Raw genomic sequence first — 22,009 nt, forward strand, 5'->3', positions numbered from 1 at the left:
CCGTTCATTCAGAATGGGGTTTTTTTGCGTATAAAATTATCTTTCTTTTTGTTTCTCTATAATCGCAAACAGCTCGTGAAGATCGCTGATCACGTAATCAGGCGCAATGTCCGTATCATTTTTCTTTTGCGTCCGGTTTACCCAGACTGTCGTAATGCCTGCCCGTTTCGCTCCCAATATATCAGTATTGAGGTTATCTCCGACCATAATGGCGTCTTCTTTTTTCAGGTTCAGGAGGCCGAGGCAATGTTCGAATATGGAGGCGTCGGGTTTCCCTTTTCCGAAAGCGCCTGAGATGACGATTTCATTAAAATAAGGCGCGAGCTCAGGAACGCCGGCTAGTTTTTCTTTCTGCAGGCTGGGATCGCCGTTTGTCAGCAGAAGCAATTCATAAACACCTTTCAGCTTATCAAGCACCGCAAACGTTTCATCATACACGTACGGACGCTGTCTGCGTTCCGCCGCGAAAAACTCCGCCAAATATTCGCCGTAAGCCGCATCGTCTATACCGACGCTTTTTAAGCCGTTCGTCCAGGCGTTTCGTCTGTATTCCGGCGCAATCCGATTCAGCTGTTTAAATCCTTCGCTGACCGGCTCGGAAAAATTCGCCCACAATCCTTCAAACGGATTAATGCCGATCATGACCGTATAAGGATAGGTTTCGTATGACATATACAATTCCCGTGCCGCTTTCCGAACCGCATCTTCAAATGTATGCGGGTCAAGGCCATATTTTTTTTCCGCTTGTAAACATGTTTCCCTGAATGTTGTTCTGACGCTTTTTTCATCCCATAACAGTGTATCGTCCAAATCAAAAAATACGGCTTTCATGATCTTCTCCTCTTTGTTATATTCTGAAACTCTCTGCCGCAAGGCTCCCGTTTATTCTACAATAGATATATAGACTGTGAAAGATTTGTTTTCAGATGATTTGAAAAAAACAGGCAGGTTTGTGTCAGATTCTGTCTCAGGCTCTAAAACGTGATAAAATTAAATTTGAAAGAACAGGTGAAAAGTATGCTGCATTTGATCATCATGATGCTGGAAAGAGTCGGAATTATCGTCATATTGGGATTTGTTCTGGCTCATACCAGATTGTTCAGACAGGCGCTCCAGCAGCCTGAGAGCTATAAAGGCAAAGCGGTGCTGATTTCAATTTTCTCGCTGTTCAGTATCATCAGCAACTATACGGGAATAGAAATTCAGCGGAATACAATCATGAATAATGACTGGGTGTTTCAAATTAATCCGTCCGGTTCAATTGCCAATACAAGAATTATGGGCGTTGAAATCGGCGGACTCTTAGGCGGCCCGTATGTGGGGATCGGCGTCGGCATACTGGCCGGCCTGCATCGTTTATCACTCGGCGGCGCGACCGCAGTCAGCTGTGCCGTCTCATCCGTTTTAGCGGGCATTTTGTCCGGATGGATCGGACGGTATTTCAGAAAACGCTATGCGATGCCGACACCGCGGGTGGCCGCGCTTGTCGGACTCGGAATGGAATCGCTGCAAATGCTGCTCATCCTCTTGATGGCCAAGCCGTTTTCTGATGCTTGGACGCTTGTGAGCATCATCGGCATCCCGATGATATTGGTAAACGGGTCAGGGACTTTTATTTTTCTTTCGATCATTCAGTCGATTATCCGGAAGGAAGAACGGGCGAGAGCCCTTGAAACCCACAGGGTGCTGATGATTGCCGATCAGACGCTTCCGTTTTTCCGCCAGGGGCTGAATGAAAGCTCATGCAAAAGCGTCGCCGCCATCATTCACAGGCAAACAGGAACGGACGCGGTATCGCTTACGGATAACGAAAAGATTTTGGCGCACGTCGGCGCGGGTGCCGACCATCATATTCCGTCTGAAAGCCTGATCACCGGATTGTCAAAACGCGTCATTAAAACGGGTCATATTATGAAAGCGACATCAAAGGAAGAAATTGAATGCACGCACGATCCCTGTCCGCTGCATGCGGCGATCGTATTGCCGCTGACGTCAAACGGCAAAACGATCGGGACGTTGAAAATGTACTTTAAAAGCCCGTCAGGTTTAAGCCGGGTTGAAGAAGAGCTTGCAGAAGGACTCGCCATGCTGTTTTCCACCCAGCTTGAACTCGGCGAGGCGGAACTGCAGAGCAAATTGCTGAAAGACGCAGAAATAAAGGCGCTTCAGGCACAGGTCAATCCGCATTTTCTGTTTAATGCGATCAATACGATTTCTGCTCTTTGCCGTACGGATGTGGAAAAAACCCGAAAGCTTCTGCTGCAGCTCAGCGTCTATTTCCGTTCCAATCTGCAGGGGGCAAGGCAGCTGCTCATCCCGCTTTCTAAAGAACTGAACCATCTGCAGGCGTATTTATCATTGGAGCAGGCCCGTTTTCCCGGGAAATATAAAATCAGTCTTGAAATCGAACGCGGTTTGGAGGACATCGAAATTCCTCCTTTTGTGCTGCAGATTCTCGTCGAAAATGCGCTCCGCCATGCATTTTCAAGAAAGCAGGACAGCTGTGCCGTCAATGTCAGCGTGGTATCCGCCGGTCAGTCGGTTTTAATGCGGGTTGGAGATAACGGGCGGGGAATTGATCCGGAATTGCTGTCCGTGCTCGGAAACCGTCCGCTCCCGTCTAAAGAAGGGACGGGAACCGCGCTTTACAATTTAAATCAGCGGCTGATCGGGCTGTTCGGCCCCAAAGCAGCCCTGCGATTGGAAAGTGAGGCCGGCAAAGGTACGGACGTATCATTTGAGCTGCCTTTGAAACTGATGACTAAAGGAGAAGAACATGCTGAAGGTGTTAATCGTTGATGATGAAATGCTGGCAAGAGATGAATTAGCTTATTTGCTGAAACGGACGAATGAAGTAAGTGACATAAACGAAGCTGAAAATATTGAATCCGCTTTTGACAGTATGATGGATCAAAAACCGGATTTGCTGTTTTTGGACGTTGATTTGTCAGGAGAAAACGGATTTGACATTGCCAAACGGCTGAAAAACATGAAAAATCCGCCGGCCGTCGTTTTTGCGACGGCGTATGACCAATTTGCTTTAAAAGCCTTTGAAGTCGACGCGCTCGATTATTTAACGAAGCCTTTTGATGAAGAAAGAGTGCGCCAGACGATCAGAAAGTTTAAAAGAGTGAAGCGGGACAGGGCAGGAGCCGTCTCAGAGCAGCCGTCCGCAGCCGGAGCGCATAAACTGGCTGTATCAGCCGGTGAATCTATTGTCATTTTAGATACGAAGGACATTATTTTCGCCGGCATGGAGGACGGACACGTTTCCGTTAAAACGTTTGCCGCGTCTTATTCCGTTCACGAAACTTTGGCGGTCATTGAGAAAAAACTGCCTGATACGGGTTTCTTGAGAGTGCACCGCGCGTTCATCGTGAATACGGAGCATATTACGGAAATTCATCCGTGGTTTAATTCGACGTACAATCTTATCTTAAAAGACGGCTCTAAAATTCCCGTCAGCCGTACATACGCCAAGGACTTAAAAAAGCTGCTTCATATTATATGAGGCGGCTTTTGCATTTCAGCAGCCGTTTTTTGCATTTCAGAATGAATATTCAGCCGTTTGTTATGAAAGCGCTTTAAAAGGCGATTTCTCTTTTATAATGGACCTAACAAAGAGAAAGAGGTGAAGAAAATGAGTGCGAAAAAAGTGTACGGATTTCTGACACAAGCATTTATTTTTGCCGTAATTATGCTCATATCTAATGGGATTGCAGCGATTGTCCCCATTCCTATACCCGCTTCCGTAGTAGGTTTGGTGTTATTATTTGTCCTCTTATGCCTGAAAGTGATTAAGCTTGAACAAGTAGAAACGCTGGGAACATCATTAACGTCACTGATCGGATTTTTATTTGTCCCGTCGGGCATCTCCGTGATGAATTCACTTGGCGTCATGCAGCAGTACGGCGTGCAGATCGCACTCGTCATCTTACTCGCCACCATCATTCTGTTAGGGGCCACGGGCCTTTTTTCTCAGCTGATCTTGTCTGTCAGCCAAAAACGTCAGAAGACTGCCCCTGAAAAACAAACGGTGCGCCGTTCCAATCAGGAAAAAGAACTTGTGCAGCATTAGGAGGGAAATCGGATGAGTCCATATTTCGGTATTGTCGTTTCACTTGCGGCCTTTGGCATCGGCACGTATTTATTTAAAAAAACGAGAGGCTTTTTCCTCTTCACCCCGCTGTTTGTCGCGATGGTGCTTGGAATCCTTTTTCTGAAGCTCGGCGGTTTTTCATATGAAGATTATAAAAGCGGGGGAGACATTATTAAATTCTTCCTGGAGCCCGCGACGATCGCTTTTGCGATCCCTTTATACAAACAGCGTGACAAACTGAAAAAATACTGGTGGCAGATCATGTCTTCTATCATTGTCGGCTCTATCTGCTCAGTCACGATTGTCTATTTGATCGCAAAAGGCATTCATCTTGACGCGGCCGTTATGAAAAGCATGCTTCCGCAGGCGGCGACAACGGCAATTGCCCTTCCGCTGTCAAAAGGAATCGGCGGCATCACCGACATCACCGCTTTCGCCGTTATTTTCAACGCCGTTATCGTCTATGCTCTGGGCGCTCTATTCTTAAAATTGTTTAAAGTGAAACACCCAATCTCTAAGGGACTGGCTCTCGGCACATCAGGACACGCACTCGGTGTTGCGGTCGGTATTGAGATGGGGGAAGTAGAAGCGGCAATGGCAAGTATCGCGGTTGTCGTCGTAGGAGTGGTGACGGTGCTGGTTATTCCGGTATTCGTTCAGCTCATCGGAGGATAAACCCGGATCATAGACCCGGGTTTTTTTATTGTGTTGGCACGTCCGCGTGCGGCAAAGAACGAAATTTCACATTTTTCCTTGCGCTCACACTGGCATCGTGTTAAAATAAAAAAGTTGATCCGGAGAAGTCATTCTTGACTAATGATCCGGTATTGTGTAGAATAGTTATTGAATTGAATATAAATCACAAGCAGAGGCACCCGCTTCTCACCTGATTGACACATTCATGTAGTTGGCAGGTTGACCGTACATTTTTATTTAGTGCAGATGTTCGTAGTGTGGGTGTGTTGTCATGCCCGCACTTTTTGTTTGCCTGCAGAATGCAGTCAACAAGCGTTGTGAATCAATTCGAAGAAACTATGGAGGTGGCTCATTATTAGCAAAGATCAATTGGTTAATGAGGGTATCCGTGCACGTGAAGTTCGTCTGATCGGACAAAATGGCGATCAGCTCGGCATCAAGTCCCGTCAGGAAGCACTTGAAATCGCCGGCCGCGCAAATCTTGACCTTGTGTTAGTTGCAGCAAATGCAAAACCGCCTGTCTGCCGCATCATGGACTACGGTAAGTTCAGATTCGAGCAGCAGAAAAAGGACAAAGAAGCACGCAAAAATCAAAAAATCATTAACTTAAAAGAAGTTAGATTAAGTCCGACGATCGATGAGCATGACTTTAACACGAAATTGCGCAATGCGATTAAATTCCTTGAAAAAGGCGATAAAGTGAAAGCTTCTATCCGCTTTAAAGGGCGCGCAATCACTCATAAAGAAATCGGCCAGCGCGTATTGGACCGTTTCTCTGAAGCATGTGCGGAAGTTGCGACAGTCGAAACAAAACCAAAAATGGACGGCCGCAGCATGTTCTTAATGCTCGCGCCGAAAAACGAAAAGCAATAAGGAGGAAATCCCATGCCAAAAATGAAAACTCACCGCGGATCTGCTAAACGTTTTAAAAAGACAGGTTCTGGGAAGTTAAAACGTTCTCATGCATACACAAGTCACTTATTCGCCAACAAATCCCAAAAGCAAAAGCGTAAGCTTCGCAAGGGTGCTATTGTGAGCGCAGGAGACTTCAAACGCATCAAACAACAGCTTGCCAACATCAAGTAATCGGACAAGGAACAATTAGGAGGGAAATCTAATGCCAAGAGTAAAAGGCGGAACTGTTACACGTAAGCGTCGTAAAAAGGTTCTTAAATTAGCAAAAGGTTATTTCGGTTCAAAACATACATTATACAAAGTAGCAAACCAGCAGGTCATGAAATCAGGAAACTATGCATTCCGTGACCGCCGTCAGAAAAAACGTGATTTCCGTAAGCTTTGGATCACTCGTATCAACGCTGCTGCACGTATGAACGGTCTTTCTTACAGCCGTTTAATGCACGGTCTTAAGCTTTCAGGCATCGAAGTAAACCGCAAAATGCTTGCTGATCTTGCTGTAAACGATCTTACTGCTTTCAATCAGCTTGCTGATGCTGCTAAAGCTCAGTTAGACAAGTAAGTTGAAAAAAGCCGCTCTCTTTCCGGGAGCGGTTTTTTTACGTAAAGGGTGACAATCAATGGCTCTCCTCATTTACGCCGTGTTGATAAACGGATACGGCTTTTGGATCATGGGCACTGATAAAAGAAGAGCAAAGGCGCACAGGTGGAGAATATCAGAGAAACGAATATGGCTCACAGCCGCCATGTTCGGCTCACTCGGCGTATGGATCGGCATGCGCATCTTCAGGCATAAGACGAAACACAAATCCTTTTTATACGGGGTGCCGCTGCTTTTTCTCACTGAAGCCGCCCTTGTGCTGATGTATTTGATGTATAAAACATAAAAAGCAGGAGAGCTTATCGCTCGCCTGCTTTTTTCGCTTTTTTGATGGGCTGGTCCCAATCAATCTTGCAATTCGGATACCGCTCCAATACCTTTTTTTCGACTTCTTCAAAATCACCTGCAGAAAAGCGGTTCAGCTTTTCCGGATTTTCGGTCCATACAAATATCGTATGAATAAACAGCGGATGATCTTTGGAAGGGATATGCTTTTCTCCTTCAAAGAGCACTCCTTTATAAGTAAGCTGGAGATTTTTTCGCGTGTTTTTCTGTTCGTCAATAAAATAAAAATTCTCTTTTGATTGCGCCAGTCTGAGCCTTCTTTTCGGGTTTGCGTAGAATTTGACGCCCATGTAAATAAAATAAATAAGAAGTGCAAGCAAGACAATCCTCAATACTGTAATGGCCATATGTGCGAAGGCACCTCCTCACCTTTGTCATGATCTGATGTAATACGAAAAACAAAACAAAAGGTTTCATTTTTTTAAAAGAAATAGATAAAAACATTTACCCGTTTTTCAGGCGAATTAATCGTATGCTTCAGCATTGGTTTTGTATAATAAGAAGGGTAGTGAAAAAAAGGAGGTTTATTGATGACAAAATTAGATGAAACGCTCACCATGCTGAAAGCGTTAACGGATGCAAAAGGGATACCGGGAAATGAGAGAGAAGTAAGACAAGTGATGAAATCATACATAGAACCATTTGCTGATGATGTCACAACAGACCGGCTGGGAAGCTTAATCGCCAAAAAAACCGGCAAAGAAAACGGTCCGAAAATCATGATCTCAGGGCATTTAGACGAAGTCGGTTTTATGGTGACGCAAATCACTGATAAAGGCTTTCTCCGCTTTCAAACCGTCGGCGGCTGGTGGTCTCAGGTCATGCTGGCCCAGCGCGTCACCGTCGTGACAAAAAAAGGGGACATCACGGGGATCATCGGTTCGAAACCGCCTCACATTCTGCCTCCTGACGCCAGAAAAAAAGCCGCCGATATTAAAGAGATGTTCATCGATATCGGGGCGTCCAGCCGTGAAGAAGCAATGGAATGGGGCGTTCTTCCGGGTGACCAGATTGTGCCGTATTTTGAATTTACAGTGATGAACAATGAAAAACATTTATTGGCAAAGGCATGGGACAACCGTATCGGCTGCGCGATTGCCATCGATGTATTAAAAAATCTGAAAAACAGCGATCATCCGAATGAAGTATACGGGGTCGGAACGGTTCAGGAAGAAGTCGGGCTTCGCGGGGCGAAAACAGCGGCACATACGATTCAGCCTGATATCGCGTTCGGTGTGGATGTCGGAATTGCCGGAGATACACCGGGAATTTCTGAAAAAGAGGCACAAAGCAAAATCGGCGAAGGGCCGCAAATTATTCTGTATGACGCGTCAATGGTATCTCACAAAGGGCTGCGCGACCTTGTCGTGAACACGGCGGAAGAAGCGGGAATTCCGTATCAATTCGATTCCATTGCCGGAGGGGGCACGGATTCAGGTTCCATTCATTTAACCGCAAACGGAGTGCCGGCGCTGTCCATTACGATCGCGACGCGCTACATTCACACTCATGCCGCTATTTTGCATCGGGATGATTATGAGAATACGGTAAAATTGATCACAGAAGTGTTTAAAAAATTAGACCGGGAAACGGTTGACCGTATTACTTATCAATAAAGATACGGAAGAATCTGCTTTTTTAAGCAGATTCTTTTTTTTGTCTGTACAAATATGAGCCCTGCGTCTACAATAAGAGAAGACATAGAAAAATCTGACAACACGTTTTTGAAAGCGCTTTAAAAAAGGGGAGGGTTTACAAATGAAAAACAGATTCAGACGCATGATCCGCTTTTCATGCGCAGCCGTTACAGCCGGTCTGCTGCTGATGTCTTCATCTCCGGCATCTGCCGCGTTTTGGGGGGCATCAAATGAATTGCTGCACGATCCGACAATGGCGAAGGAAGGAAACACGTGGTACGCTTTCGGAACCGGTTTGGAAGGGGAGAGGGGGCTTCGCGTCTTAAAGGCGGGCAGCGGCGGCGTATGGACCGTTCAGAAATCAATCTTTACTTCCCCGCTGTCATGGTGGGGCAATTATGTGCCGAATTACGGGCTGAATCAATGGGCCCCCGATGTTCAATATTTTAACGGAAAGTATTGGCTGTATTATGCCGTTTCTTCATTCGGCAAAAATACCTCCGCGATCGGTCTTGCATCATCTACAAGCCTCAGTTCGGGAAACTGGAAGGACGAAGGGCTCGTCATCCGTTCAACAAGCGCCGATAACTACAATGCAATTGATCCGGAGCTGACAATTGATAAAGACGGAAACCCTTGGCTTGCCTTCGGTTCTTTTTGGAGCGGCATTAAGCTGACAAAGCTTGATAAAAATACAATGAAACCGACGGGATCACTTTATTCCATCGCTGCCAGACCGAATAACGGCGGAGCTCTGGAAGCGCCGGCCATCACCTACCAGAACGGCTACTATTACTTAATGGTGTCGTTTGATAAATGCTGTTCAGGCGTGAATAGTACGTACAAAATCGCTTATGGAAGATCCAAAAGCATCACCGGACCATATCTCGATAAAAGCGGGAAAAGCATGTCAGAAGGCGGAGGGACGATTCTTGACTCCGGCAATGACCGCTGGAAAGGCCCGGGCGGCCAAGACATTGTGAACGGGAATATTTTAGTGCGTCATGCGTATGATGCCGAAAACAGCGGAATTCCGAAGATGCTCATCAATGATATCGATTGGGGTTCAGGCTGGCCTTCCTATTAATTGATCAGCCGGGCATGTGTGTCCGGCTTTTTTACTTGCAATAAAAGATTGACAGTTTGATTCCTCCTTAACTATAATAAAATTGTTCGTACAAATAAAAGGATAAAAGTTTTGTGGTTTATATTCGTACGTATATTTTTTAAAAATGCAAGCGCTTTATTTTGATGGGAAGGGGAAATGAATGTGCTTCAGAACAAAGAATATGAATTTTGGTTTGTAACGGGAAGCCAGCACTTATACGGAGAGGAAACGCTGCAGCTTGTCGATAAACACGCAAAGGGAATATGTGACGGCCTCAGCGGGGTGTCATCAAGATACAAGATCAGGCATAAACCGGTTGTCACGTCATCTGAAACGATCAGAGAGGTTTTGCGGGAAGCGCAGTATCAAGAAAACTGTGCCGGGGTCGTGACATGGATGCATACATTTTCCCCTGCGAAAATGTGGATTGAAGGTCTTTCCGCTTTTCAAAAGCCGATGCTTCATCTGCATACCCAATATCACCGCGACATCCCGTGGGAAACGATTGATATGGACTTTATGAACAGCAACCAATCCGCTCACGGAGACCGGGAATACGGGTATATCCAGTCAAGAATGGGGCAGACGAGAAAAGTCATCGCAGGCTATTGGGATGATGAGGAAGTCAAACATGACATTTCGCAATGGATGAACACTGCTGCAGCCTGGAATGAAAGCAGGAATATTAAAGTAGCCCGGTTCGGCGACAATATGCGGAATGTGGCGGTTACTGACGGAGACAAAGTCGGCGCCCACATCCAATTCGGCTGGCAGGTTGACGGGTACGGAATCGGCGATCTTACCGAGGTGATGAACAACGTCACCGACGCAGAAATTGAGGCGCTTTATGAGGAATACGACAAATTGTATGTCATCAGCGGCGAAACAAAACGGGATGAAGCAAAAGTTGCTTCCATTAAAGAACAGGCGAAAATTGAACTCGGATTAACGGCCTTTCTCGAACGGGGCGGATATACAGCGTTTTCGACCTCCTTTGAAGTTTTGCACGGAATGAAGCAGCTTCCGGGACTTGCCGTTCAGCGTCTCATGGAAAAAGGGTACGGATTTGCCGGCGAAGGCGATTGGAAAACGGCTGCCCTTGTGCGAATGATGAAAATAATGGCGGACGGAGAACAAACCTCCTTCATGGAAGATTATACGTACCATTTTGAACCGGGGCGTGCGATGATTCTCGGATCACATATGCTTGAAGTATGTCCGACGATCGCCCTTGATCAGCCGAAAATCGAAGTCCATCCTCTCTCAATCGGAGGGAAGGAAGATCCGGCCCGGTTGGTCTTTAACGGAATCGGCGGTTCAGCCATCATCGCCAGCATCATTGATATCGGCGGGCGATTCCGTCTCATTCTGAATGAAGCAGAAGGCAGGGAAATTGATCATGATATGCCGAATCTCCCTGTGGCGCGGGTGCTGTGGAAGCCGGAGCCATCGCTGAAAACAGCTGCGGAAGCATGGATTTTGGCGGGAGGCGCCCATCATACTTGTATGTCTTTCCGGCTTACGGCTGAACAGATGCTTGACTGGGCTGAGATGGCAGGCATTGAAAGCATCTTTATTTCCCGCAATACCGAAATACATGAGCTGAAAAAAGAGCTGAAATGGAATGACGTATTATACCGGTTGGGAGGGAATTGATATGGCGTATACGATTGGTGTTGATTTCGGCACATTGTCCGGCCGGGCGGTGCTTGTCAATGTCCGCACGGGCGAAGAGATCGCGTCTGCGGTAAAAGAATACACTCATGCCGTCATCGACCGCACGCTGCCGAAGACGGGTGAAAAACTCCCTCGGGACTGGGCGCTTCAGCATCCTGCCGATTATATCGAAGTTCTGGAAACGGCGATTCCGAACCTGCTTCAAGAGGCGGGCGCTGATCCAAAAGACGTGATCGGCATAGGAATTGATTTTACCGCCTGCACGATTTTGCCGATAGACGACGCGGGGCAGCCGCTTTGTATGCTGCCGGAATTTGAACGGGAGCCCCACAGTTATGTGAAGCTGTGGAAGCATCATGCGGCTCAAAAACATGCAGACCGTTTGAACACGATTGCCGAAGACACAAAAGAAACATTCCTTAAAAGATACGGCGGTAAAATTTCTTCTGAATGGATGATCCCGAAAATCATGCAAATCGCGGAAGAAGCGCCGCATATATACGAGGCGGCAGATCGGATTGTGGAAGCGGCAGACTGGATTGTCTATCAATTGTGCGGTTCATTGAAGCGAAGCAACTGCACGGCCGGCTACAAAGCAATCTGGAATGAGGAGACGGGGTATCCGCCGGATCATTTTTTTGAAAAGCTCAACCCGTTAATGAAAACGATTACAAAAGATAAATTAAGCGGCACCATTTATTCAGTCGGGGAAAAGGCAGGAGGTTTGACCGAAAAAATGGCGGAGCTGACCGGGCTTCTGCCGGGGACGGCCGTTGCCGTCGCCAATGTCGACGCCCACGTGTCAGTGCCCGCGGTCGGTATTACAGAGCCGGGGAAAATGCTGATGATTATGGGAACGTCTACCTGCCATGTGCTGCTCGGCGAGGAAGAACATATCGTCCCCGGTATGTGCGGGGTCGTCAATAACGGCATCTTGCCCGGATATGCGGGATATGAAGCGGGACAGTCCTGTGTCGGCGACCACTTTGAATGGTTCGTCAAAACGTGCGTTCCGAGAGACTATGAGAAGGAAGCTGAGGATAAACACATAGACATTCACGAGCTGCTCAGCAAAAAAGCAGCTGAACTTGTTCCGGGGGAAAGCGGCCTTCTCGCGCTTGACTGGTGGAACGGAAACCGGTCAACCTTGGTGGACGCCGATTTGACGGGCATGATGCTCGGCATGACGCTGCACACGAAGCCGGAAGAAATCTACAGGGCATTGATTGAAGCGACGGCGTTCGGAACGAGGATGATTATCGAAACGTTTCGGGAAAACGGCGTTCCGGTCGAGGAGCTTTACGCAGCCGGAGGAATCGCCGAAAAAAATCCGTTTGTCATGCAGATTTATGCAGACGTCACAAATATGGACATTCAATTATCCGGGTCTCCGCAGGCGCCGGCACTGGGCTCCGCGATTTTCGGAGCGCTCGCCGCGGGACGGGAAAACGGGGGATTCTCCAATATTGCTGAAGCATGTGCGCATATGGGGAAATTAAAAGACGGCTTTTATGCCCCGAACCGGGAAAGAGCTGAGATTTATGACAGCTTATATGCGGAATATAAAGAGCTCGTACACTACTTCGGCAAAGAAAACAATGTCATGAAACGCCTGAAAGCCATTAAAAACCGTGATTTTGCGAAAGGGGGGAGCCGCCATGCTTGAAGCGTTAAAAGAAGAAGTGCTCGCCGCCAATCTGAAGCTTGAGGAACATAACCTTGTCACGTTTACATGGGGGAATGTCAGCGGCATTGACAGAGAGAGCGGGAGAATCGTCATTAAACCGAGCGGTGTCGATTACAGTGAGCTGACCGCTGACAAACTGGTCGTCCTGAATGAGGACGGAGACATTCTCGAAGGCTCGCTGAAACCGTCTTCTGACACGCCGACCCATCTTTATCTGTATAAAGCGTTTCCGGCTATCGGCGGAATCGTTCATACGCACTCCCGCTGGGCGACGAGCTGGGCGCAGTCCGGAAGAGACATACCCGCTCTCGGAACGACTCACGCGGATTACTTTGAAAGCGCTATACCCTGCACGAGGGAAATGTATGAAGAAGAAATTGTGAAAGATTACGAATATCATACAGGCAAAGTCATAGCCGAAACTTTTCAAAACGAACCGTATGAACAAAATCCGGGTGTCCTCGTCCACAGCCACGGCCCGTTCTGCTGGGGAACGGACGCGCTGAATGCCCTGCATAACGCCGTTGTGCTCGAAACGGTAGCGGAAATGGCCTACCATTCGCTTATGCTGAACAAACAGCTCAGTCCGATCGACAGAGTGCTGCATGATAAGCATTTTTACAGAAAACACGGGGCGAATGCTTATTATGGCCAAACTTGACGCAGCCGGGTTTCTGATTGATTTAGACGGAACCGTATTCAGGGGGCGGGAGCTGATTGACGGCGCAAAAGAAGCCGTTCATACCCTTCAGTCACTGGGCAAAGCCGTGGTCTTTTTAAGCAACCGCGGCAACCTATCAAGAGCAATGTGCCGAAAGAAACTGCTGGGTGCCGGTATCCGCACGGATGAACGGAGCATCGTGCTGTCCTCCAGTGTGACGGCATCATTTTTAAAGAAGCATTATCCTTTGTCAAAGGTGTGGGTGTTAGGAGAGAAAGGGCTGACTGATGAACTCGCTTTAGCGGGTGTCGCCCTGGCGCAAAACCCGCAGGCGGCAGACTGGCTTGTCATCTCCCTGCATGAAACCGTCACCTATGAGGATCTGAATCTCGCTTTTAAGGCGGCTTCCTCCGGCGCGCGCATCATCGCCACGAACCGGGACCGCTCCTTTCCGAATGAAGGCGGCCATGCCATGGACGTCGCGGGAATGATCGGGGCTATTGAAGCATCCGCCGGAGCAAAAACGGAGCTTGTCATCGGCAAACCGTCTTGGCTGATGGCTGAGGCGGCATGTGAAGCGCTCGGACTTCCCCCTGAGGAATGCGCCATTATCGGAGACAGCCTCGAATCAGATATCGCAATGGGCAGCCTGTACGGGATGAAAAGCGTATTGGTTCTGACGGGGTCGGCCAAACTTGGGGAGCCCCGTCTATATGAACCTGACATCGTCCTTGATTCTATTAAAGACCTGACAGAATTAGCGAAGGAGGGAATCCTTTTATGAAACGTTCTCCTGAGGACATTCAATCCGAGTTTGACAAGGAAGGGGCCAGCCGCTCACCGATTCAAATAGAAGATATCGTGATCGGGGCGAATGCAAAAGAAGAGCTTCTCAGATTTCTGCAAAAAAAATGCTGGAATCATCCGGTCATCGTCTGTGACCGGAACACGTACGAGGCGGCGGGGCGTCTGCTTGCGGACGAATTGAGGGCAGGCGGGATCAAAGCGTCAAAAGTCATCATTCCGGAGCATGAAGCCGGGGCCGCCGCGGCTGATGAGAGGACATTGGTCTATACGCTGATCAATCTCGCGGAAGAGACGGATGTCATCATTGCGGCCGGTGCAGGAACGATTCACGACATTACGCGGTTTGCCGCCTGCCAGCGCGGATTGCCGTTTATCTCATTCCCCACCGCTCCGTCAGTCGACGGTTTTACGTCGGCGGGAGCGCCGCTCATATTAAACGGAATCAAAACGACGATTCAAACGAAAGCGCCGATCGCCTTATTTGCGGATACGAATGTATTAAAAGAAGCGCCCCGTTCAATGACAGCCGCGGGCTTCGGAGACATGCTCGGAAAAATAACATCGCTGGCAGATTGGGAGATTTCCCGCAGGCTTGCGGGTGAGCCGTACTCAGAAGCCGGGGCGAAGCTTGTGAAAGACGCGCTTTGGCAGTGCATTGATCACCGCGCTGCCATTGCCATGGGAACGGAGGCCGGCATTCAGATACTGATGGAAGCGCTGATCGTTTCGGGTCTTGTCATGCTTGCGCTTGACCACTCCCGCCCCGCCTCAGGAGGAGAACATCACATCTCGCATTGGATTGAGATGGAAATGCTGAAGGCAAAACAGCCTCCGATTCTCCACGGTGCGAAGGTCGGTTGTGCGTGCGCGGTGCTGAGTGATATTTACAAAGAACTGGCTTGTCACGAAAAGCTTGCGGAACTGCCGCCGCACTTTCGCGAGGCGATTCAATCTGCATATGAAGGGCTTCCCGACGGCAAAACAATTGCCGGGTGGCTCGCATCTGCGGGAGGTCCCGCCTGTTTCGATGAGATCGGTGTAAAACAGGACCTTGTCAGCGATGCGCTTAAGCATGCGCACACACTGCGAGACCGTTATACCGGTTTAACCATCATAAATGAAAATGCAGCGCTCTTTGCACATCATTTGCATCAATAGCCGCACGGCCTAAAGTGGAAGGGGTAATGACATGAAAAAAACGACCGCTGTATGTTTGGTGCTGATGATGCTCTTCTTGTTTACCGCCGGCTGTTCACAAGAACGGACTGCCGGCCGGCCGGGAGAAACGGAGCTGACGTTTTGGACGTTTAACGGTCTGCACGAACAGTTTTATCAGGAAATGGTCAAAGAATGGAATCAGAAATATCCGGATCGCAAAATCAAGCTGAATACCGTTGTTTATCCTTATGGACAAATGCATGATAATTTATCGGTTTCGCTGATCGCGGGTGAGGGGCTTCCCGATATAGCCGACGTGGAATTAAGCCGGTTCTCGAACTTTCTGAAGGGGAAGGATATCCCGCTTGCCGATCTGACGCCGCTGATTGAAAAAGACCGAGATAAGTTTGTGGAAGCGCGTCTGGCATTGTACAGCAAAAACGGAAAATTGTACGGCCTTGATACACATGTGGGGACGACCGTCATGTTTTACAACATGGATATCATGAAAAAAGCGGGCGTTGATCCCGCCTCCATTAAGACATGGGAAGATTACCGGCGGGCAGGGAAAAAAGTGCGTGAAGCCGCTGGGAAACCGATGGGAACAGTTGAAACAAACGACTCCGCCACATTCCTATCCATGATTTCGCAGCAAGGGTCAGGCTACTACAGCAAAAACGGAAAATTGATTCTGAACAGCAAGACGAATACAGACACACTGAATTATGTAAAGGACATGGTAAATGATAAAACCCTTCTGCCAGCTCCCGGCGGCGGCCATCACAGCGAAGAATACTACGGTTTTATGAATCAGGGCGGGGCAGCCTCAGTGCTGATGCCCATTTGGTACATGGGACGGTTTATCGATTATATGCCTGATTTAAAAGGAAAAATGGCGATTTACCCTATGCCGGCCTGGAAAGAAGGCGGTGACAGATCAGCGGGTTTAGGCGGAACAGCCACCGTCGTGCCGAAGCAGGCTGAACATCTGAAGCTCGCGAAAGAATTTCTCGGTTTTGCGAAAGGTTCGAAGGAAGGGAATATAAAGCTTTGGACGGTGCTCGGCTTTGACCCGCTCCGCTGGGACGTGTGGGATTCAAAAGAATTGAAGGAGAAAAACAAGTACACGGATTTCTTCCGGAACGGTACGTCAATTTTTTCCTCGCTCCTTGAAATAAAAGATGAGATCAATCCGATTTATCTGCATGAAGACTTCTCTAAAGCGGCTGATCTCGTTGTCAGACAAGTGCTGTTCGATGCGCTGAAGACGCAGGAAAACACACCTAAGGAAGCCTTGGACGAGGCGGCAGAGCAATTAGAGAAATAGGAGAAGCCGCCCTATTTAACAGTGAAAGCGGGGGAGCTTTTATGAGACCTGTAAAGACAGAGACAGCGCAAACCGTTTCTGCAGTCCGGAAGAAGCCGCGCCGGCGCAATGTGCTGTATTCAAAAAAAGCGGCGCCTTATCTTTTTACGGCGCCATTTATCATTTCGTTTCTCGTTTTCTTTTTGTATCCGATTATCAGCGTGTTTATCATGAGCTTTCAACGGATACTGCCGGGAGAAATTACATTTGTCGGGTTTTCCAATTATACCGCTCTTCTTAATCAAACCTTTTATACGGCATTATTTAACACATTGGAATATACCTTCTGGACGCTGATCGTGCTGATTCCGGTGCCGCTTCTTTTGGCGGTGATTCTGAATTCGAAGCTCGTCAGGTTCAGAAATGTGTTTAAATCGGCTCTGTTTGTACCGGCTTTAACATCGACGATCGTAGCGGGGATTATTTTCCGTCTGATGTTCGGAGAAATGAATACGTCGCTTGCAAACGAGCTGATGATGAAGCTTGGCGCATCACCCCAAAACTGGCTCAACAACAAAGGCACCGGCATGTTTTTAATGGTGCTGCTTGCGTCATGGAGGTGGATGGGGATTAACATTCTTTACTTTCTGGCGGGATTGCAAAACGTGCCGAAAGAATTGTATGAAGCGGCTGAAATTGACGGGGCGAGTACGTGGAAAAAGTTCCGGCATATTACCCTTCCATTTTTAAAGCCGGTGTCCGTTTATGTGTTAACGATCAGTATTATCGGCGGTTTCAGAATGTTTGAGGAAAGCTATGTGCTTTGGCAGAATAATTCCCCGGGCAATATCGGCCTCACGCTTGTCGGTTATTTATATCAGCAGGGGCTTGCATACAACGAAATGGGGTACGGGGCCGCAATCGGAATTGTCCTTTTGCTTGTCATCTTACTAGTCAGTCTTGTTTCACTGAAACTGTCCGGTTCGTTTAAAGGGGAGGGATAAGCGTTGCGTAACAATCACATGTCTTCCGTGTACAGAGTTGCGTTTACCTTGTTTTTTATCATGCTGAGCCTGTTGTATATCTTTCCGATGATCTGTCTATTGCTCGGTTCTTTAAAGCCGTCATCTGAGCTGATGCGTATCGGGCTGAATCTGCGTCTTGATCCGGATGTGATGAGCCTTGATAACTACACCTATTTGTTCAACGGGGGGAGCATTTATTTCAAATGGTTTTTTAACAGCCTGCTGCTCGGCGTTCTCACCACGGTTCTCACGCTGTTTTTTTCCTCTTTGATCGGCTACGGACTCGGTGTCTACGAATTTAAAGGCAGAAATATTATTTTCGTTCTTGTGCTGATCATTATGATGGTGCCTCTTGAAGTGATGATGCTCCCGTTGTTCAAATTGACGGTGGGTCTTCATTTGATCGATTCTTATACTGGGGTGATTCTGCCGTTTATTGTGTCGCCTGTCGCCGTGTTCTTTTTCCGGCAATATGCGCTCGGACTTCCGAAGGATCTGCTTGATTCAGCGAGAATGGACGGCTGCACCGAATTCGGCATTTTTTTCAGAATTATGGCGCCGCTCATGAAACCGGCATTCGGGGCAATGATCATTCTTCAATCTTTAAACAGCTGGAATAACTTTTTATGGCCGCTGATCGTGCTTCGGTCGAAAGAAATGTTTACGCTTCCAATCGGACTTTCAGGGCTGCTGAGTCCGTACGGCAACAACTATGACATGCTGATTTCCGGGTCCGTTTTTGCGATACTGCCGGTGATCATCATATTCTTGTTTTTCCAAAAATACTTCATTTCCGGACTCACAGTAGGCGGAGTGAAGGGATAGAGAGAAGAGAGAGGGAGGAAAATATAATGAAAAAAGCGGGGATTACAGCAGATAAAGAATATATCATCGGTGAAGTGGACAAACGGATGTACGGATCATTTATAGAACATATGGGCCGGGCGGTGTATGAAGGCATTTATGAGCCCGGACACCCGAAAGCCGACAAGGACGGTTTCAGAACAGACGTGCAGGAGTTAATCAAGGAATTGCAAGTGCCTTTCATCCGCTATCCGGGAGGGAATTTTCTCTCGGGCTACAATTGGGAAGACGGCGTCGGGCCGGTGAAGGACCGCCCGCGGAGGCTTGATTTGGCATGGCAGACGACAGAAACGAACGAAGTAGGGACGAATGAATTTTTAACGTGGGCGAAAAAAGTGAACGCCGAAGTGAATATGGCGGTCAATCTCGGGACGAGAGGGATCGATGCCGCCCGGAACCTCGTCGAATACTGCAACCATCCTGAAGGGTCATACTGGAGCGACTTACGAAAATCGCACGGATATGAAAAACCTTACGGCATCAAAACATGGTGCTTAGGAAATGAGATGGACGGCCCTTGGCAGATCGGTCATAAAACGGCGCATGAATACGGACGGCTCGCCGCTGAAACGGCAAAGGTGATGAAATGGACGGACCCGACGATCGAATTGGTGGCTTGCGGAAGCTCAAACAGCGGCATGACGTCCTTCATCGAGTGGGAGGCCGAGGTGCTTGAGCATACGTACGAGCATGTGGATTACATCTCACTGCATACGTATTACGGCAACCATGAAAATGATCTTGAAAACTATTTGGCGAAGTCGATGGATTTAGACCATTTTATTAAATCCGTCACAGCCGTATGTGATTATATGAAAGCGAAAAAACGCAGCAAAAAAACGATTCACCTTTCTTTAGATGAATGGAATGTGTGGTATCACTCAAATGAAGCGGATAAAAAAGTGGAGCCATGGATTACGGCCCGGCCGATTCTCGAAGACATCTACAATTTTGAAGATGCACTGTTGATCGGTTCACTGCTGATTACGATGCTGCAGCATGCGGACAGACTTAAGATCGCCTGTCTCGCCCAGCTTGTCAACGTGATTGCGCCTATCATGACCGAAAAGGGCGGAGAAGCATGGAGGCAGCCGATCTTTTACCCTTACATGCACGCCTCTGTCTACGGGAGAGGGACTTCAATGAAGCTGCTGGTCACCTCCCCGAAATACGACTCAGCGGATTTTACGGATGTGCCGTATGTTGATGCCGCGGCCGTTTACCATGAAGAGGATGAAGCACTTACCATTTTTGCCGTCAACAAAAGCAAGGAACTGATGGAAACGGAGATCAAGCTGAGAGGGTTTGAAGATTACCGCATTATTGAGCATATCGTGCTGGAGCATCAGGATATGAAAGCGACCAATCAAAAAAACAGAAAAGAAGTCACGCCTCACTCAAACGGAACGTCTTCGGCAAATGCTGAAGGGATAACGGCTCATTTTACTCCGCTGTCCTGGAATGTCATCCGTTTATCAGGCAAATAATGTTCCGAAAAGCCGGGCTGCGCCGCCGGCTTTTTTTTACGCAAAAATCATCTCTCGTTATCTGATAATTGTGATAATATTTAGAAAAAGAGAAAAGGGGCTGGGATTAAATGAATGCGATTACAATCGTCATAGCGTCTATATGTATTTTGGCGATCGCCTATCGGCTTTACGGTACCTTTATGATGGTCAAAGTATTAAAAATCAATGATCAGACACCGACTCCGGCCCATGTGCTTGAGGATGGGAAAGATTATGTGCCGACGCATAAGTGGGTGTCATTCGGCCACCACTTCGCGGCAATCGCCGCTGCCGGCCCGCTTGTCGGACCGATTCTGGCAGCTCAGTTCGGCTATCTGCCCGGGCTTTTATGGCTGTTAATCGGGGCGGTGATCGGAGGAGCCGTGCACGATATTGTCGTATTGTTTGCATCAATGCGGAAAAACGGGAAAACGCTTTCTGAAGTCGCCAAAGAAGAGCTCGGCCCGGTGGCGGGTTTTTGCACGGGTCTCTCGATGCTGTTTATCATTACGATCACGATGGCGGGGCTGTCCATGGTTGTGCTGCACGCGCTTGAGAAAAACCCGTGGGGAACGTTTGCGGTGGGGATTACGATTCCGATCGCGATGGGGGTCGGCCTCTACTATAAAAAAACGGGCAATCTCAAACTCGCATCAACTGTCGGGTTTCTTTTGTTAATGGCCGGTGTTGTCATCGGGCCGCGGCTGCAGACAACGGCTCTCGGGGACATGCTGACACTGGATGCGAAAACGCTTGCAGTGGCGCTTCCTGTCTATGCGTTTTTCGCCGCGGCGCTTCCGGTTTGGCTTTTGCTGGCTCCGCGTGACTATTTAAGCAGTTTTATGAAAATCGGGGTTTTTGCCGCTTTGATCGCAGGCGTCTTTTTCGTCAATCCCGCCATTAAATTTCCGGCCGTAACGGAGTTTATTCACGGCGGAGGGCCGGTGATCGCGGGTCCTGTCTGGCCGTTTATTTCAATAACGATTGCCTGCGGCGCCATTTCGGGCTTTCATGCATTTGTCGGTTCCGGCACAACGCCGAAAATGCTGGATAAATGGAGTGATATAAAGCCGGTTGCTTTCGGAGCGATGCTTGTGGAATGTCTCGTCGGAATTATGGCGCTCATTGCAGCTGCCGCTCTTGAGCCCGCCGACTATTTTGCTATTAACAGCACGCCTGAAATATTCCGCACCCTCGGGATGAATGTCGTCCATCTGCCTGAATTGAGTAAAGAAATCGGGCTCAGTCTGGAAGGAAGAACGGGAGGCGCTGTTACGCTTGCCGTCGGAATGACGTATATCTTTACGGAGATTCCGTTTTTCAGTCATTTGGCTTCATACTTTTTTCAATTCGTCATTATGTTTGAAGCGGTGTTTATTTTAACGGCGATTGATGCGGGAACCCGTGTCGCCCGGTACTTGATTCAAGAGTTTTTCGGAGAGGTCTATAAGCCGCTGAAAAAAACAGACTGGCTGCCGGGCTCGATTTTCTCAAGCGCGCTCGCCTGCCTGCTGTGGGGCTATCTTCTGTATTCGGGCGACATCAGCTCCATTTGGGCGCTGTTCGGCGTATCCAATCAGCTTATGGCGTCTGTCGGCTTAATTATCGGTGCGACCGTCGTATTAAAAATAGCGGATAAGCGGCGCTATATGCTGACATGCCTGATTCCTCTCGCTTATTTGTACGTGACCGTCAACTATGCGGGTTATTGGATGGTGCGGTATGTGTATTTGAACCCCGAAGCGGCGGGATACAACGTGCTGAATGGCGTTTTATCCATTATCATGCTCATTCTCGGGCTTGTGATTATCATTGCGGCTGTGAAAAAATGGGCGAATGTATGGCGTGATCCGAGTGCCAGACTGGAAGCTTCAATACCCGGATAAATCCGCGGCCGTACGAACATTGCAGCATC

22 protein-coding genes and 1 other annotated feature are annotated in these 22,009 nt (G+C 48.2%); of the genes, 20 read left to right on the forward strand and 2 right to left on the reverse strand.

Going from position 1 to position 22,009, the window contains the following annotated elements; translation table 11 throughout:
- Positions 1-36: 36 nt before the first annotated feature.
- Complete coding sequence (locus NQS30_RS14030; RefSeq protein WP_015240354.1) at positions 37-831, reverse strand: HAD family hydrolase; 795 nt, start codon at positions 829-831, stop codon at positions 37-39.
- Positions 832-1,017: 186 nt separating this feature from the next.
- On the opposite strand from NQS30_RS14030, the gene NQS30_RS14035 reads away from it, so the two are divergent.
- The 8 genes from NQS30_RS14035 (at position 1,018) to NQS30_RS14070 (ending at position 6,597) form a co-directional block, all read left to right on the forward strand.
- Positions 1,018-2,799 carry a sensor histidine kinase gene (locus NQS30_RS14035; RefSeq protein ID WP_007408090.1) on the forward strand — a complete coding sequence of 594 codons (1,782 nt, stop codon included), beginning with the start codon at positions 1,018-1,020 and terminating at the stop codon, positions 2,797-2,799.
- Entirely contained in the window at positions 2,777-3,511 is a 735-nt protein-coding gene (locus NQS30_RS14040; protein WP_007408091.1) for a LytR/AlgR family response regulator transcription factor, read from the forward strand. The genes NQS30_RS14035 and NQS30_RS14040 overlap by 23 nt, the downstream gene beginning before the upstream one ends.
- 129 nt (positions 3,512-3,640) lie before the next feature.
- Complete coding sequence (gene lrgA, locus NQS30_RS14045) at positions 3,641-4,078, forward strand: antiholin-like murein hydrolase modulator LrgA (protein WP_007613022.1); 438 nt, start codon at positions 3,641-3,643, stop codon at positions 4,076-4,078.
- A 12-nt stretch (positions 4,079-4,090) separates the two neighbouring features.
- Complete coding sequence (lrgB, locus tag NQS30_RS14050) at positions 4,091-4,774, forward strand: antiholin-like protein LrgB (protein ID WP_007408093.1); 684 nt, start codon at positions 4,091-4,093, stop codon at positions 4,772-4,774.
- Positions 4,775-4,956: 182 nt separating this feature from the next.
- Positions 4,957-5,088, forward strand: a sequence feature (ribosomal protein L20 leader region).
- 58 nt (positions 5,089-5,146) lie between these two features.
- Positions 5,147-5,668 carry a translation initiation factor IF-3 gene (gene infC, locus NQS30_RS14055; RefSeq protein ID WP_071543361.1) on the forward strand — a complete coding sequence of 174 codons (522 nt, stop codon included), beginning with the start codon at positions 5,147-5,149 and terminating at the stop codon, positions 5,666-5,668.
- 12 nt (positions 5,669-5,680) lie between these two features.
- Entirely contained in the window at positions 5,681-5,881 is a 201-nt protein-coding gene (gene rpmI, locus NQS30_RS14060) for a 50S ribosomal protein L35 (protein ID WP_003152493.1), read from the forward strand.
- Between the two features lie 31 nt (positions 5,882-5,912).
- Positions 5,913-6,272 (forward strand): 50S ribosomal protein L20, encoded by a 360-nt coding sequence (gene rplT / locus NQS30_RS14065; protein ID WP_003152495.1) that lies wholly within the window; start codon positions 5,913-5,915, stop codon positions 6,270-6,272.
- Between the two features lie 58 nt (positions 6,273-6,330).
- Entirely contained in the window at positions 6,331-6,597 is a 267-nt protein-coding gene (locus NQS30_RS14070; RefSeq protein WP_218791315.1) for a DUF1294 domain-containing protein, read from the forward strand.
- Between the two features lie 13 nt (positions 6,598-6,610).
- Here the strand turns inward: NQS30_RS14070 and NQS30_RS14075 are convergent, their stop codons facing one another.
- Positions 6,611-7,003 carry a hypothetical protein gene (locus NQS30_RS14075; RefSeq protein WP_007408095.1) on the reverse strand — a complete coding sequence of 131 codons (393 nt, stop codon included), beginning with the start codon at positions 7,001-7,003 and terminating at the stop codon, positions 6,611-6,613.
- A gap of 183 nt (positions 7,004-7,186) precedes the next feature.
- Between NQS30_RS14075 and NQS30_RS14080 the strand changes: the two genes are divergently transcribed.
- From NQS30_RS14080 to cstA, 12 genes are all read left to right on the forward strand, one after another.
- Positions 7,187-8,272 carry a M42 family metallopeptidase gene (locus tag NQS30_RS14080; protein WP_218791314.1) on the forward strand — a complete coding sequence of 362 codons (1,086 nt, stop codon included), beginning with the start codon at positions 7,187-7,189 and terminating at the stop codon, positions 8,270-8,272.
- A gap of 142 nt (positions 8,273-8,414) precedes the next feature.
- Positions 8,415-9,380: an arabinan endo-1,5-alpha-L-arabinosidase AbnA gene (gene abnA, locus NQS30_RS14085; protein WP_015240351.1), complete on the forward strand. Its 966-nt coding sequence runs from the start codon at positions 8,415-8,417 to the stop codon at positions 9,378-9,380.
- 183 nt (positions 9,381-9,563) lie between these two features.
- A complete protein-coding gene (gene araA / locus NQS30_RS14090; protein WP_015240350.1) occupies positions 9,564-11,057 on the forward strand; it encodes an L-arabinose isomerase in 1,494 nt (497 codons plus the stop codon).
- A gap of 1 nt (position 11,058) precedes the next feature.
- Complete coding sequence (gene araB, locus NQS30_RS14095) at positions 11,059-12,744, forward strand: ribulokinase (RefSeq protein WP_163114038.1); 1,686 nt, start codon at positions 11,059-11,061, stop codon at positions 12,742-12,744.
- Positions 12,737-13,426: an L-ribulose-5-phosphate 4-epimerase gene (gene araD, locus NQS30_RS14100; protein ID WP_003152509.1), complete on the forward strand. Its 690-nt coding sequence runs from the start codon at positions 12,737-12,739 to the stop codon at positions 13,424-13,426. Before araB ends, araD begins: the two co-directional genes overlap by 8 nt.
- Complete coding sequence (locus NQS30_RS14105) at positions 13,404-14,210, forward strand: sugar-phosphatase AraL (RefSeq protein ID WP_371136942.1); 807 nt, start codon at positions 13,404-13,406, stop codon at positions 14,208-14,210. Before araD ends, NQS30_RS14105 begins: the two co-directional genes overlap by 23 nt.
- Entirely contained in the window at positions 14,207-15,391 is a 1,185-nt protein-coding gene (locus NQS30_RS14110) for a sn-glycerol-1-phosphate dehydrogenase (protein ID WP_085342246.1), read from the forward strand. The genes NQS30_RS14105 and NQS30_RS14110 overlap by 4 nt, the downstream gene beginning before the upstream one ends.
- A 31-nt stretch (positions 15,392-15,422) precedes the next feature.
- Positions 15,423-16,718 (forward strand): arabinooligosaccharides ABC transporter substrate-binding protein AraN, encoded by a 1,296-nt coding sequence (gene araN, locus NQS30_RS14115; protein ID WP_122504140.1) that lies wholly within the window; start codon positions 15,423-15,425, stop codon positions 16,716-16,718.
- A 41-nt stretch (positions 16,719-16,759) separates the two neighbouring features.
- Entirely contained in the window at positions 16,760-17,701 is a 942-nt protein-coding gene (araP, locus tag NQS30_RS14120) for an arabinooligosaccharides ABC transporter permease AraP (RefSeq protein WP_015240345.1), read from the forward strand.
- An 18-nt stretch (positions 17,702-17,719) separates the two neighbouring features.
- Positions 17,720-18,547 carry an arabinooligosaccharides ABC transporter permease AraQ gene (araQ, locus tag NQS30_RS14125; RefSeq protein ID WP_032871724.1) on the forward strand — a complete coding sequence of 276 codons (828 nt, stop codon included), beginning with the start codon at positions 17,720-17,722 and terminating at the stop codon, positions 18,545-18,547.
- 26 nt (positions 18,548-18,573) lie between these two features.
- Entirely contained in the window at positions 18,574-20,073 is a 1,500-nt protein-coding gene (gene arfA / locus NQS30_RS14130) for an arabinosylfuranosidase ArfA (RefSeq protein WP_015240343.1), read from the forward strand.
- Positions 20,074-20,183: 110 nt separating this feature from the next.
- The gene (gene cstA / locus NQS30_RS14135) at positions 20,184-21,980 is read left to right on the forward strand and encodes a carbon starvation protein CstA (protein WP_015240342.1); all 1,797 of its coding nucleotides are present in this window, start codon (positions 20,184-20,186) and stop codon (positions 21,978-21,980) included.
- The last annotated feature ends 29 nt before the right edge of the window (positions 21,981-22,009 follow it).

The organism is Bacillus sp. B1(2022) (assembly GCF_040259625.1).
Taxonomy (GTDB): Bacteria; Bacillota; Bacilli; order Bacillales; family Bacillaceae; genus Bacillus; species Bacillus velezensis.

What these genes read in the sequence shown, in the direction of transcription:
- NQS30_RS14030 (WP_015240354.1), bottom strand. Translation starts at nt 831, where the DNA reads ATGAAAGCCGTATTTTTTGATTTGGACGATACACTGTTATGGGATGAA.
- NQS30_RS14035 (WP_007408090.1), top strand. Translation starts at nt 1,018, where the DNA reads ATGCTGCATTTGATCATCATGATGCTGGAAAGAGTCGGAATTATCGTC.
- NQS30_RS14040 (WP_007408091.1), top strand. Translation starts at nt 2,777, where the DNA reads ATGCTGAAGGTGTTAATCGTTGATGATGAAATGCTGGCAAGAGATGAA.
- lrgA (WP_007613022.1), top strand. Translation starts at nt 3,641, where the DNA reads ATGAGTGCGAAAAAAGTGTACGGATTTCTGACACAAGCATTTATTTTT.
- lrgB (WP_007408093.1), top strand. Translation starts at nt 4,091, where the DNA reads ATGAGTCCATATTTCGGTATTGTCGTTTCACTTGCGGCCTTTGGCATC.
- rpmI (WP_003152493.1), top strand. Translation starts at nt 5,681, where the DNA reads ATGCCAAAAATGAAAACTCACCGCGGATCTGCTAAACGTTTTAAAAAG.
- rplT (WP_003152495.1), top strand. Translation starts at nt 5,913, where the DNA reads ATGCCAAGAGTAAAAGGCGGAACTGTTACACGTAAGCGTCGTAAAAAG.
- NQS30_RS14070 (WP_218791315.1), top strand. Translation starts at nt 6,331, where the DNA reads ATGGCTCTCCTCATTTACGCCGTGTTGATAAACGGATACGGCTTTTGG.
- NQS30_RS14075 (WP_007408095.1), bottom strand. Translation starts at nt 7,003, where the DNA reads ATGGCCATTACAGTATTGAGGATTGTCTTGCTTGCACTTCTTATTTAT.
- NQS30_RS14080 (WP_218791314.1), top strand. Translation starts at nt 7,187, where the DNA reads ATGACAAAATTAGATGAAACGCTCACCATGCTGAAAGCGTTAACGGAT.
- abnA (WP_015240351.1), top strand. Translation starts at nt 8,415, where the DNA reads ATGAAAAACAGATTCAGACGCATGATCCGCTTTTCATGCGCAGCCGTT.
- araB (WP_163114038.1), top strand. Translation starts at nt 11,059, where the DNA reads ATGGCGTATACGATTGGTGTTGATTTCGGCACATTGTCCGGCCGGGCG.
- araD (WP_003152509.1), top strand. Translation starts at nt 12,737, where the DNA reads ATGCTTGAAGCGTTAAAAGAAGAAGTGCTCGCCGCCAATCTGAAGCTT.
- NQS30_RS14105 (WP_371136942.1), top strand. Translation starts at nt 13,404, where the DNA reads ATGCTTATTATGGCCAAACTTGACGCAGCCGGGTTTCTGATTGATTTA.
- NQS30_RS14110 (WP_085342246.1), top strand. Translation starts at nt 14,207, where the DNA reads ATGAAACGTTCTCCTGAGGACATTCAATCCGAGTTTGACAAGGAAGGG.
- araN (WP_122504140.1), top strand. Translation starts at nt 15,423, where the DNA reads ATGAAAAAAACGACCGCTGTATGTTTGGTGCTGATGATGCTCTTCTTG.
- araP (WP_015240345.1), top strand. Translation starts at nt 16,760, where the DNA reads ATGAGACCTGTAAAGACAGAGACAGCGCAAACCGTTTCTGCAGTCCGG.
- araQ (WP_032871724.1), top strand. Translation starts at nt 17,720, where the DNA reads ATGTCTTCCGTGTACAGAGTTGCGTTTACCTTGTTTTTTATCATGCTG.
- arfA (WP_015240343.1), top strand. Translation starts at nt 18,574, where the DNA reads ATGAAAAAAGCGGGGATTACAGCAGATAAAGAATATATCATCGGTGAA.
- cstA (WP_015240342.1), top strand. Translation starts at nt 20,184, where the DNA reads ATGAATGCGATTACAATCGTCATAGCGTCTATATGTATTTTGGCGATC.